We start from the raw sequence: 11806 nt of genomic DNA, 5'->3' as shown, positions 1-11806 counted from the left end.
CGGGACACTCAGAACACGCCTGGCAACACCTCCTCACGCGCCTGCGCATAGCCCTCCTCGTGTTCGTCGAGGTAGCTCTGCCACCTCTCCGCGTGCCAGATCTCCAGGCGGCTGATCGCGCCGATGACCACACACTCCTTGGTCAGCCCGGCGTAACGCCGCAGCTCCGCCGCGATCGTGATCCGCCCCTGCCCATCGGGCTGCTGCTCGTCGGTACCGGCGAACAGATACCGCTGGTAGGCGCGGACCGCCTCGTTGGTGAACGGTGCCTCGGCGACCTTGCGCGCCATCTGCTCGAACTCGTCGCGCGGGAAGACGTAGAGGCAGTGGTCCTGTCCTTTGGTGACCATCAACCCCCCCGCCAATGCTTCCCGGAACTTCGCCGGCAGCGTCAAACGCCCCTTGTCGTCGAGCTTCGGGTGGTGGGTGCCGAGAAACATCCCGGTCCACCTCCCCCGCCCAGGCCGCCCGCGTGACGGCCCCGGACCCGCCTCGGCGCCGCCCACTCCCCTGAGCGCTCCCCGAACCGGTGCTCCCGCTGGTCGCCATTGGGGCCACCGGAAGCGGCGGGACCCCCGTTTGCCCCACCTTCCCCCACAGTACCCCACTTCACTCCACCGTCAACACGAGTTGCCCCGGTTCCCCCGGCCGTATTGCCGCCGTTTGTGCAGGTAGCACAGCGTCGGGACGAGGTGGGGTGATTCGGGGCCCCGACCTTGATCAACCCGCCGGGCTGCGCCGTTATGCTCATGACCCGCCCCATCCGCCCGCCGACGGAGCATCGCGGTGGGGCGAAGTGGGGCGGCGCCGGTCCGCCCAAGGTCGGTGATGGTGTCCCGCCGGGCACCGCCGGTTTGGCACACTGCACGTGCACGCCGGATCCGATCAGGTGATCGTTTGGTTTGCCCCGGGGACGCCGGCGCGGACCGCCGCAGCCGCCCGTCGGCCGCAGACTTTGGAGGCTTGCATGCGCGACCGTTCCGGCGAGCCGACTCCGCCGAACCCGCTGATCGCGCACCGCACCACGCAGGAGGTGGCGTGACGCCGAAAACCCAGCTGTCCGGCGCTGCGACGGCCAGCGCGACGACCGATCCGCTCGCAGCCGACCCGGCGACGCCGAGCATCGACCGATTGCACAGCACCATTCAGCGCATCGCCGCCAACGTCGAGCAGGTGCTGGTCGGCAAGCCGGAGGTGGTGCGGGTCGCGCTGGTCACCATGCTGGCCGAAGGCCACCTGCTGGTCGAGGACGTGCCCGGCGTCGGCAAGACCTCGCTGGCCAAGGCGCTGGCCCGGTCCATCGACTGCACGGTCAGCCGCATCCAGTTCACCCCGGACCTGCTGCCCAGCGACATCACCGGGGTCTCCATCTACAACCGCCAGGCCGAGACCTTCGAGTTCCGGCCCGGCCCGGTGTTCGCCAACATCGTCGTCGGCGACGAGATCAACCGGGCCTCGCCGAAGACCCAGTCGGCGCTGCTGGAGTGCATGGAGGAGAACCAGGTCACCGTCGACGGCGAGACCTACCCGCTCAGCACGCCGTTCATGGTGATCGCCACCCAGAACCCGATCGAGATGGAGGGCACCTACGCCCTGCCCGAGGCACAGCGGGACCGCTTCACCACCCGCGTGTCGATCGGCTACCCGGACGCGAAGGCCGAGCTCGCGATGGTGGACGAGCACGCCGGGCACGATCCGCTGCACGACCTGCGCCCCGTCGCCGACAGCGGCGAGGTGCGGGCCCTGTTGCGGGCCGTTCGCCAGGTGCACCTGTCCACCGAGATCCGGCGCTACGCGATCGACCTGGTGACCGCCACGCGCCAGCTGCCGGAACTACGGCTGGGTGCTTCGCCCCGGTCGACCCTGCAACTGGTCCGCGCCGCCCGCGCGCACGCCGCGCTGTCGGGCCGCGAGTTCGTCATCCCGGACGACGTGCAGGCGATCGTCGTCCCGGTGCTGGCCCACCGGCTGGTGCTGACCAGCGAGGCCCGCGCCGCTCGCCGCTCGGCGGCGGATTTGGTGCGGCAACTGCTAAACCGGATTCCGGTGCCGCGCGGCGACATCGACCGCGAACGCAGGTAACCGTGCTCTCCGGGCTGACCATCCGCGGACGCTGCGTGTTGGCAGCGGGCGTGGCCGCCGGTATCTGCGCGCTGGTGCTGGATGAACGGGATCTGCTGCGGGTGGCGGCGTTCGTGGTCGCGCTGCCCCTGCTGGCCCTGCTGCTGTCCAGCCGCGTCCGGTTCGGCGTCGGCGCCCGGCGGCAGGTGGTGCCGCCGCGGGTCCCGGTCGGCGCCACGGCCGCGGTCGAACTGCATGTCACCGGCGGCCGGCTCCCGGTCGGCGGGCTGGTGCTGGAGGACGACACCCCGCACGCCCTCGGCGGACGACCGCGGTTCCGGCTGGACGCGGTGCCCCGGCACGGCACGATCCTGGAGTATTCGGTCACGCCGTCGCTGCGCGGCATCCATCACATCGGTCCGTTGCGCACCCGGATCGGCGATCCGTTCGGGCTTTCGGAGTTCGAGCGGGAGCTGGCCGACCGCAGCCGGCTCGTCGCGCTGCCGAAGGTCTTCACGCTCGCCGGACTGCCCGCCGGCTCCGGGTTGGGCACCGGCGAGGACGGCACGACCCGGTTGCGGGCCGGGCACGGCGAGGACGACGCGACGGTGCGCCAGTACCGGCACGGCGACGACATCCGGCGCGTGCACTGGAAATCCACCGCGCGCCGGGACGAATTGATGGTGCGCGTCGAGGAACGCCCCTGGCACGGCGGCGTCACGGTGCTGCTCGACCGGCGATCGGCGGCGCACCGGGGCAGCGGCGCGCGCAGCAGCGTCGAATGGGCGATCTCCGCGGTGGCCAGCATCTGCCTGCATCTGCACCAAAGCGGCCAGCAGGTTCGGCTGGTCACCGAGGACGGCCAAGTGTTAGCAGGCGGTGCCGGGCCGTCCGACGGCGGGCACGACGACGAAGCGGTGCTGGACGCGCTGGCCGCGGTCCGCAGCTCGCCGCAACGCGACTTGGTGGCCACCCGCGATCCGGGCAACGGTCACGAGCTGATCGCGGTACTCGGCGAGACGACCACCGCCGCGGTCACCGAACTGACCAAGCTTCGTCCACAAGAGACTCGAAGCCTCGCGCTGCTGCTCGATGTCGGCGCGTGGAACGGGGAAAACGGAGGCGGTTTCGACCCGTGGCAGACCGCCCGGCGGCTGCGCGCGGCGGGGTGGACCGTGGTCATCGCGGGCGGCCCCCGGACCTCGATCGCGGAGGTCTGGCAGCGGCTCTGCCGGGAAACCACCTCGCCGGACTCGGGGGTTGTGACGTGACCGCGAACCGGGCCCTCATCGACACGTCGCTGGTGGCGACCGCGGCCGGGGCGCTGGCGGTGCTGTGCTCGGCGGCCGCGTTCGCCGGGGTGCTGGCCGACGGCCGGTGGATGTTCCCGGCGGTGCTCACCGTGGTGGGCGTCGCCGCTGTGGGGGCATTGGGACGCCGGTTTCGCCGGCGGCTGGCGCTGACCGGGCTCGCGCAGCTGATCGGCCTGCTGCTGATCTTGACGGCACTGTTCTGCGACCAGGCGGTGCTCGGTGTCCTGCCCGGACCGGCTGCCATCGGCGAGCTCGGCGACCAGCTGGCCAGGGCCGGTGAGCTGGTGCGCACCGGGGTTCCGCCGGTGCCCGCCGAGCCGGCCTTGCAGGCCCTGGTCTGCCTCGGGCTGGGCGTGGTCGCGCTGGTCGTGGACGTCATCGTGGTGACCTTGCGCAGTCCGGCGGTGGCCGGGCTGATGCTGCTGTGCGTCTTCGCCATTCCGGCCTCGCTGGCCGACGACATGCTGCCGTGGTGGACCTTCACCGCCGGCGCGCTCGGCTACGCGGTGCTGCTGGCCTCCGGCGGGCAGCACCGCAAGTGGCGTCGGCACGAGGACCGCAACCGGGTGGCGCACACCCTGTTCGGTCGCACCACCGTCGCGGTCGCCGGCACCGCCGGCGTGATCGCCCTGCTGACCGGCGCGGCGTTCACCGGCGTCGGCACCGAGGGCCGGTTGCCGGGGGCGGTGCCGGAGCAGTTCAGCGGCACCGACGGCATCGGGTTGCAGCCATTCACCTCGCTGCGCGGCCAGCTCAACCGAGATCGCGTCGTGGAGCTGTTCCGGGTTCGTGGCCTGCGGCAGGACAGCTATCTGCGGGCGATGACGCTGCGGAAGTTCGACCCGCAGCGCGGGTGGGAACTGGAGGGCCTCACCCAGGGCGTCGACGCCGGCGTCGACCTGCCACTGCCGGAGGGCACCACCATCGGCCGCGGTATCCCGGAGCGGGTCGAGATCCAGCCGATCGGCTACCGGGACCCGTGGCTGCCGGTGTTCGGCACCCCCAATGCCGTCACCGGCATGGGGCCGAACTGGCGTTACGACCCGGCCGCCGGGATCGTGTTCACCCAGATCAACCAGGAAAGCCGCCCCTACGTCGAACGCGCGACGATTCCCGACCCCACCCCGGAGGAGCTGCGCAGCGCGCGGGGGCCGATGCCGATCACCGCGGCCTACCTCGACACCTCGGGGACCCCGCCGCAGGTGGCCGACCTGGCCAGGCGACTGACCGCGACCGCCCCCACCCCGTTCGACAAGGCGGTCGCGCTCAACCGTTACTTCACCGACCCGGCCAACGGTTTCCGCTACGACCTGAAGACCGCTCCGGCGACCGGCGGCGACGCCCTGTCCGACTTCCTGTTCCGCGGCAAACGCGGGTTCTGCGAGCAATACGCCTCCTCGATGGCGGTCCTGCTGCGGGCCGTCGGAATCCCGTCCCGGGTGGCCATCGGCTTCACTCCCGGATATCGGGACGGCGACGAGCGGGTGATCACCACCGAGGACGCGCACGCCTGGGTCGAGGCGTATTTCCCGGGCTGGGGCTGGCAGACCTTCGACCCGACGCCGCTGAGCGACGGCCGCACCGCGCTGCCCGGGTTTCTCCACCGCGAACTGAACCCGGCGCGGCAGCTGCCATCACAGATGCCCGGTCAAGCCCCGTCGATCGCGCCACCCACGGCCGGTCCGGTGCCCTGGGCCGAGCGCCCCGACGGCGCCGATGCCGGGGCGGCGCACCCACCCGGCGAGACGGCGGGTGCCAGCCCGTGGCCGATCACCATCGGCGTCCTCGTGCTCGGACTGGCGCTGCTCGCGACGCCTGCGGTGGTGCGGGAGGCGCGCCGGAGGCGGCGGCTGCACGCGGTCGCGGCAGGCGCGGAGGGTGCTGCCGGGACCGCTTGGCGGGAGGTGCTGGATGAGTGCCAAGATCGAGGCACCCGGCCGGCGGCGACCGAGACCGCACGACTGGTCGCGACCGGGCTCATCGAGCACTACGGCCTGGACGAGTCCGGCACCAAGGCCATGCGAGCGCTGGTAGTGGCGGTGGAACGGGAGTGGTATGCACCACCGGGGCAGGCGCCGGAGGCGACGCTGCCGGAGACATTGCACGGCGTGCTGGACAGCCTGCGTCGCGCGGCGCCGCTGGACCTCCGCTCGCGCCTGTTTCCTCGCTCAGTGCTGCAGCTCCGCCAAGCGAACTCGTGACGCCCGTGCACTGACGATGGGAACCCGACGTGCTCACGGTGTGTGCACGGAAATCCCGGACAGACAGCGAAGATCGCCGCCCTGGTCTCCTCGGTCGAGAGAGACCTGACGGCGATCATCGGATCATCCAGCCGCTATTGCTCGAAGCGTTTGCGGAAACGCTCCTCCATGCGCTGGGCGAAGGAACTGCGTCCAGCGCTGCGGTTCGGCGCGCCCCGCTTCGGCCGGCCACCACCGCCGTTTTCCGATCCCGATTCGATGTCGTCCCCGGCGCCGCGCAACGCGGACAGGACGATCACTGCTCCGCCGAACATCACGAGGAAGCCGACCACGCTCAATACGGGGATGTCGGCCGGCCTGAGGGCCGGGATCACCGCACCGATTACCAGCAGGGCCAACCCCAGGACGAAGACGGCGATGCCCTGCAGCCGCCGGCGTCTGGATGGGCGATGCAGCCGTCCTCCGCGCACGGTGGAGGCGAACTTGGGGTCCTCGGCGTAGAGCGCGCGCTCGATTTGTTCGAGCTGTCGCTGCTCGTGCTCGGAGAGTGGCATGACTCCTCCTCCGGCACAGGTCTCTCAGTGGCGCCGGAGACCCGCGGGGCGGCTGCCCACGCAGGCTGGAGACCGGCGAACGCTTGGGGGCGTCACTCCTGAGGATACGGTTCCGGCGACGCGCCGACTACCCGGTCCCTGCACTGGAACAATGCGAGGTTGCCGACATCATCCCCTCGGGGCAGTAGTCGTTGCCCGTTTGGTCCCGAGCCTTGCCTGCCGCGAGCCGTGCCCGGCCGAAACCGGCGGCGTCAGGCGGATCGGCGGGCGATGGCGTGCAGGCGGGTCGCGATGTCACGCAGCGGCGAGCGGAGGGCCGCAACCCGCTCCAGCTCGGCCATCGCCTCGGCCGCCCTGGGGTTGTTGTCCAGCGCCGATCCGGGGACCAGGTCGCTGAGCACTGCCTGCCCCTGGATGAGCTCCACGGTCAACCCGGCGACCGCCAGGGCCTGCCGCAGGCCGTCGGTGTCGAACCGGCGCTGCAAGGTGTCCGAGGCGGCGTCGAGCCGTCCGTCCGGGTCCTGGATCAACTGCAGCGCCTCGACGAGACGCCCGGCCAGCGCCCATCCGAGGACTGCCGCGTACCGGTTTGCGACCAGCACGGAGACCGCGCCGCCGGGCGCGGTGACGGCGGCCAGCGCCGAGACCGCGACGTCGACGTCGTCGACGACCTCCAGCAGGCCGTGCGCGAGAACCAGATCGGCGCCGCCTTCCGGACTCAGCGCCGCCAACGCGTCGGTGTCGCCCTGCAACGGGGTGATGTGATCGGCCACCCCGGCGTCGGCGGCCCGGCGCTGGAGCGTGGCCAACGCGTTGGGGCTCGGATCGACGACCGTGACCGAACAGCCCGCCGAGGCCAATGGCACAGCCCAGACGCCGCTGCCGCCACCGACGTCGAGGACCAGCGGCGGACGCCCACCGCGTCGCCGCCGCACATCAGCGAGTTCGGTTTCCAGCACCTGGTAGACGGCGTCGGATCTCATGGTGAGCAGCGTAATGCGGGGGCATGGGCGCGCTTCACCGGTGTGCGGATCAACAAAAGCCCGGCGGCACACCTCCAGCGGCCGTTGGTTCCGTAGGCTACGACCGTGCAGACGGTGGCAGTGCTGAGTCTCAAGGGTGGCGTGGGCAAGACGACCGTGGTGCTCGGGCTTGCCTCGGCCGCCATGCGCCGCGGGGTTCGGACGTTGGTCGTCGACCTCGATCCGCAGTGCAACGCGACCGCATGTCTGGAACCGGAGAAAACCGCCAAGGGGCTCAGCGACGTCCTGGCCGATCCGAGCCCGGAGGTGCTGCGGGCGGCGGTGACCGGCAGCTCCTGGGGCGAAGAGGTCGACGTCCTGGTGGGCTCCGAAGACGCCGAGAGCCACAACGGCCAGCACGACGGCAAGCACCTGTCCTGCCTCACCGACGCACTGTCCGAACTGGACGGTTTGATCGCCGAGGGCGAGCTGCCGTACCAGCTGATCCTACTGGACTGCCCGCCGTCCCTGGGGCGGCTCACCCGCTCGGCGCTGATCGCCGCCGACCGCGCGCTGCTGGTCACCGAGCCGACGATCTTCGCGGTCTCCGGCGTGCAGCGGGCGTTCGAGGCCGTGCAGGCCGAACGGCAGTCGAACAATCCCGACCTGCAGCCGCTCGGCGTCATCGTCAACCGAGTGCGGCCGCGCTCGCACGAGCACCAGTTCCGCATCGACGAACTGCGGGACATCTTCGGGCCGCTGGTGATGCCGGTCGCGTTGCCCGACCGGCTGGCCGTGCAGCAGGCGCAGGGCGCATGCATGCCGATCCACCAGTGGGGCACCCCGGGCGCGCGGGAGGTCGCGCTCGCGTTCAACCTGCTGCTCGCTCGCACCCTGCGGGCGGCTCGGCCGCGCCGCACCGAACTGAGCGATGACGAGTTGCTGGACGGCGTGGAATGAACACGACGGCGTTCTGGGCGTTCGTTCTCGTCGCGCTTATCGGCGTGCTGACGCCCGGCCTGGACACCATGCTGATCCTGCGGCATTCGCTGCTCGGCGGGCGCCGAGTCGGGGTGGCGACGTTCCTCGGTATCAACCTCGGCTGCCTGATCTGGGGCACGGCGAGCGTCGCGGGCCTAAGCGCGCTACTCACCGCCTCCCAGCTGGCCTACGACATCGTGCGGGTGGCGGGTGCGGCCTACCTGCTCTGGCTGGGCGGCTCCGCGTTGTGGAAGTCGTTGCCCCGCAACAGGGTGCCGCAAGCCCAGGAGGTCCCGGCCGAGCCCGTCCGGCTGACCGCATGGGCAGCGCTGCGCTCCGGGATGGTCACGAACCTGCTCAATCCCAAGGTGGGCGTGTTCTACGTGAGCCTGCTGCCGCAGTTCCTGCCGGCCGGCCCCGCCGCGTTGGCCTGGGGACCGCTGCTGGTGGCCACGCACATCTCGATCGGGCTGCTGTGGTCCACCGCGCTGGTGTGGGTCGCCGGTCGGGCCCGCGCGCTGTTCGAGCGGCAGCGGGTGCGCGCCTGGCTGGACCGGGTGACGGCGACGGTGCTGGTCGGCCTGGGGCTGAAGCTGGCGGTCGAGGGGCGGTGAGTCGGCCCTGCCCGAAGGCGACACGGTCTTTTTCACCTGCCACCGGCTGCACGAGGCACTGGCCGGGCAGGTCCTGACCCGCGGCGAGCTGCGACACCCGCAATTGTCCACTATGGACCTCACGGGGCGCGGCGTGCACGAGGTGCGGCCGGTCGGCAAGCATCTGCTGATCCGCTTCGACGACGGCCACACCCTGCACAGCCACCTCCGCATGGACGGTGCTTGGCACCTCTACTCGCCCGAAGCCCGGTGGCGGCGACCCGGGCACCAGGTGCGGGCGGTGCTAGGCACCGCCGGAAAGCTCGCGGTCGGGTTCAACCTGCACGACCTGCGCTGGTTGCCGACCAAGGCGGAATCCCGGTTAATCGGCCACCTGGGACCGGACCTGCTCGACCCGGAATGGGGCGACGAGCACGCGGCCGAGGCGATCCGGCGGCTGACCGCCGATACCGGCCGGGAGCTCGGGCGCGCGCTGCTGGATCAGACCGTCATGGCCGGGGTCGGCAACCTGTACAAGACGGAAGTGTGCTTCCTGCTGGGCCGATCTCCGTGGACGCCGGTCGCGGAGATCGACGCGGCCCGCGCGGTGCGGCTGTGCCGGGAGCTCTTGCTGCGCAACGCCTGGCATCCCGAGCAGTCGACCACCAACAGACTGCGCCGCGGCACCCAGCATTGGGTGTACGGCCGACGCACCTGCCTGCGTTGCGGCGCCCGGGTCCGCCGTGGCACCCAGGGCGAGGACGTCGAAGCCCGCGTCACCTACCACTGCCCGCATTGCCAACCATGACCCCCGGCTCCGGAAATCGTTTCCGGGCGAGAAAGCGGGGTCTCAGCTCTGCTGGGCGGCGTTGCGGGCGTCGGCGAGGCGGCGCAGGAGCGGGTAGACCAGCACGATGCCGACCGAGCCCCACACCATGCCGGTGACCCGGAGCTCACCCACCTGCAGCGTCAGGTCGCCGACGCCGGCGATCACGGCCGTGCCGAGCACCACCAGGTTCACCGGGTCCGCGAAGTCCACCCTGGCGTCCAGCCAGATCCGCGCCCCGACGAGCGCGAGCAGTCCGAAGAGCACCAGCGTCGCACCGCCCAGCACCCCGAGCGGAATGGTGTTGATCAAGGCACCGAGCTTAGGGGAGAACGACAGCACGATCGCGGCCAGCGCGGCGACCATGCACGCGGCCGTCGAGTACACCCGCGTCGCCGCCATGACCCCGATGTTCGCCGCGTAGCTGCTCAGCGCCGAGCCACCCGCCGAGCCGGACAGCGCGGTGGCCAACCCGCCGCCGATCAGCGCATCGCCGACATGCGGGTCGAGGTCGCGGCCGCTCATCGCGGCGACCGCCTTGAGGTGCGCGACGTGCTCCGCGACCAGCACGATCACCAACGGCAGGACGAACGGCATCACCGAGATGTGCACCTGCGGGGCGATCAGCTGGGGAAATCCGAACCAGGGCGCGGCGGCCAGCTCTTGCACGCGTTCCTCGGCCAGCTCGCCGGCCACCGCGGCGTAGCTCCACCCGACCAGCACCCCGATCAACACCGCGGCCCGCCCGGCCATGCCCCGGCTGATGACCGTGAGCAGCACGACCGTGCCCAGCGTCAGCGCCGCGGGCAAGCGCTGCTGGTCGAACGAGGACACCGACTGCGGCGCCAGGCTGAGCCCGATCATCAGCACGATCGCTCCCGTCACCACGGGTGGCATCGCGGACTCCAGCAGCCGCACGCCCAGCGCCTTGACGGCCACCCCAACGGCGATCACCACCAGGCCGACCACCATGACCCCGCCGAGCAGCGCGGACGGGCTTGCGCCGGCCTCGTCCGCCGCCGCCCCCAGCGGCACCACGAAGGCCACCGACGCGCCCAGGTAGCTGGGCACCCGGTTCCGGGTGAGCAGCAGGAACAACAGGGTGCCGAGGCCGGAGAGCAGCAGGGTGGTCGTCACGGGGAAGCCGGTGAGCAGCGGCACGAGCGTCGTGGTGCCGAACATCGCCAGCAGGTGCTGCAACCCGAAACCGACGGTCAGCGGCCAGCTCAGCCGTTCCCCGGAGGCGACGACGGCATCGGGCACCGGGCGTCGACCGTTGCCGTGCACGGTCCACAACGCCACATCGTCCTCCCCCGAGCCGCCCAGTCAGGCGAATCTGCTGCAACGGCATGTGATGACTGGAGGAAGATTACTATTTCGCATCACACAATCAAGCCAACTCACCGATGGACCGGCGAATCGCCGACTACCAGCAGTGATACGCGCCGGGTGTGTCGCCTCAGGCCGGATCGGATCGGCGCCGCGGATCCGGCGCCGGCCCACCTGGACCGAACAACTCCCGCAAACCCGCCGCAAGCCCGGCCAAGCGATCGGTCGCATCCAGCATCAGGTGCTTCTGCTCCGGCGCACCGCTGGCGGCCACCGCCCGGCCCGCCGCCGCGACCAAGGTGCCGTATCCGTCGAGTCCTTCATCCAGCTCCGCCCGCAGCCGCCGCACGTCAGCCCGCAGCGCGGGCTTCTCCGCCGCTGGCGCGTGCGGGATCGCCGCCTCCACGGCGACCAGCCGGTCCGCGACGCGCCGAAGCTCCGCCGCCGCGCTGTCCGCAGTGCTCCGCGCGTCGGTTGCGGCGCTGCCCGCACCCGCCGACGTCAGCTGCGCCAACGCACCACGCAGGCTCTGCTCGGCGTCTCGCAGCCGCTGCATCGGCTCCCGCGCCTCCGACCCCTGCGGCGGCAGCGCCACGGGCTCCGGTAACGGGTCGGGCAGCGGCGTCTTCTTGAGCCGCCGGTACCTCAACCCGGCGCTGACCGCCCCTACACCGCTGGCAACGGCGACCCCGCCAAGGCCGAAGGTCGCCACGTCCTGGAGCAACCACCCCAGATCGCCCAACTCCGCCCAGATCGTCGGCGTGGACGCCGCGACGAAGGAACCCGCCCCGAACGCCCCGGCCGCGACCGTGCTGCTCGCCGCGGCACGCTTGGCGCGCTTTCGCTGCCGGAGCAACCGTGCCCGCGGATCGCGCCAGCTGGCGAACTTCCGGCGCACCTCGGAAAGGACGGGCCCGCGCAACTGTTCCAGCGCGGCCTCACCCAACTGCGCCAGCTCGTGCTTGCGGGACTTCACGCCGCGCTCG

At 71.5% G+C, this 11806-nt stretch carries 11 protein-coding genes; 6 read left to right on the top strand and 5 right to left on the bottom strand.

Going from position 1 to position 11806, the window contains the following annotated elements:
* Positions 1-8: 8 nt before the first annotated feature.
* On the bottom strand, positions 9-440 hold the full coding sequence (mraZ, locus tag BJ970_RS15960) for a division/cell wall cluster transcriptional repressor MraZ (RefSeq protein WP_184726995.1): 432 nt from the start codon (positions 438-440) through the stop codon (positions 9-11).
* 598 nt (positions 441-1038) lie between these two features.
* Between mraZ and BJ970_RS15955 the strand changes: the two genes are divergently transcribed.
* Genes BJ970_RS15955 through BJ970_RS15945 form a run of 3 tightly spaced genes read left to right on the top strand, consistent with a single transcriptional unit; the run spans position 1039 to position 5575 of the window.
* Entirely contained in the window at positions 1039-2082 is a 1044-nt protein-coding gene (locus BJ970_RS15955; RefSeq protein ID WP_184726994.1) for an AAA family ATPase, read from the top strand.
* A gap of 2 nt (positions 2083-2084) precedes the next feature.
* Entirely contained in the window at positions 2085-3332 is a 1248-nt protein-coding gene (locus BJ970_RS15950; RefSeq protein WP_184726993.1) for a DUF58 domain-containing protein, read from the top strand.
* Positions 3329-5575: a transglutaminase TgpA family protein gene (locus BJ970_RS15945; RefSeq protein ID WP_184726992.1), complete on the top strand. Its 2247-nt coding sequence runs from the start codon at positions 3329-3331 to the stop codon at positions 5573-5575. Before BJ970_RS15950 ends, BJ970_RS15945 begins: the two co-directional genes overlap by 4 nt.
* A 134-nt stretch (positions 5576-5709) precedes the next feature.
* Here BJ970_RS15945 and BJ970_RS15940 read toward each other — a convergent pair whose 3' ends face one another.
* Together BJ970_RS15940 and BJ970_RS15935 are read right to left on the bottom strand one after the other, a co-directional pair.
* Positions 5710-6129, bottom strand: a complete 420-nt coding sequence (locus tag BJ970_RS15940; RefSeq protein WP_184726991.1) for an SCO2097 family morphological protein — start codon at positions 6127-6129, stop codon at positions 5710-5712.
* Positions 6130-6380: 251 nt separating this feature from the next.
* Positions 6381-7112 carry a class I SAM-dependent methyltransferase gene (locus tag BJ970_RS15935; RefSeq protein ID WP_184726990.1) on the bottom strand — a complete coding sequence of 244 codons (732 nt, stop codon included), beginning with the start codon at positions 7110-7112 and terminating at the stop codon, positions 6381-6383.
* 105 nt (positions 7113-7217) lie between these two features.
* Here BJ970_RS15935 and BJ970_RS15930 point away from each other — a divergent pair, with 105 nt between their 5' ends.
* Genes BJ970_RS15930 through BJ970_RS15920 form a run of 3 tightly spaced genes read left to right on the top strand, consistent with a single transcriptional unit; the run spans position 7218 to position 9473 of the window.
* A complete protein-coding gene (locus tag BJ970_RS15930) occupies positions 7218-8051 on the top strand; it encodes a ParA family protein (RefSeq protein ID WP_184726989.1) in 834 nt (277 codons plus the stop codon).
* Positions 8048-8686, top strand: coding sequence for a LysE family translocator (locus tag BJ970_RS15925; protein ID WP_184726988.1), 639 nt, complete (start codon positions 8048-8050; stop codon positions 8684-8686). The genes BJ970_RS15930 and BJ970_RS15925 overlap by 4 nt, the downstream gene beginning before the upstream one ends.
* 7 nt (positions 8687-8693) lie before the next feature.
* Complete coding sequence (locus BJ970_RS15920) at positions 8694-9473, top strand: DNA-formamidopyrimidine glycosylase family protein (RefSeq protein ID WP_184729134.1); 780 nt, start codon at positions 8694-8696, stop codon at positions 9471-9473.
* A gap of 42 nt (positions 9474-9515) precedes the next feature.
* Here BJ970_RS15920 and BJ970_RS15915 read toward each other — a convergent pair whose 3' ends face one another.
* The gene (locus BJ970_RS15915; RefSeq protein ID WP_184726987.1) at positions 9516-10793 is read right to left on the bottom strand and encodes a uracil-xanthine permease family protein; all 1278 of its coding nucleotides are present in this window, start codon (positions 10791-10793) and stop codon (positions 9516-9518) included.
* A gap of 157 nt (positions 10794-10950) precedes the next feature.
* Positions 10951-11796 (bottom strand): phage shock envelope stress response protein PspM, encoded by an 846-nt coding sequence (gene pspM, locus BJ970_RS15910; protein ID WP_184726986.1) that lies wholly within the window; start codon positions 11794-11796, stop codon positions 10951-10953.
* Positions 11797-11806 lie beyond the last annotated feature (10 nt).

Source organism: Saccharopolyspora phatthalungensis (genome assembly GCF_014203395.1).
Lineage (GTDB): Bacteria > Actinomycetota > Actinomycetes > Mycobacteriales > Pseudonocardiaceae > Saccharopolyspora > Saccharopolyspora phatthalungensis.
The sequence above is the reverse complement of the archived record's forward strand: the minus strand, read 5'-3'. Positions and strand labels throughout refer to the sequence as shown.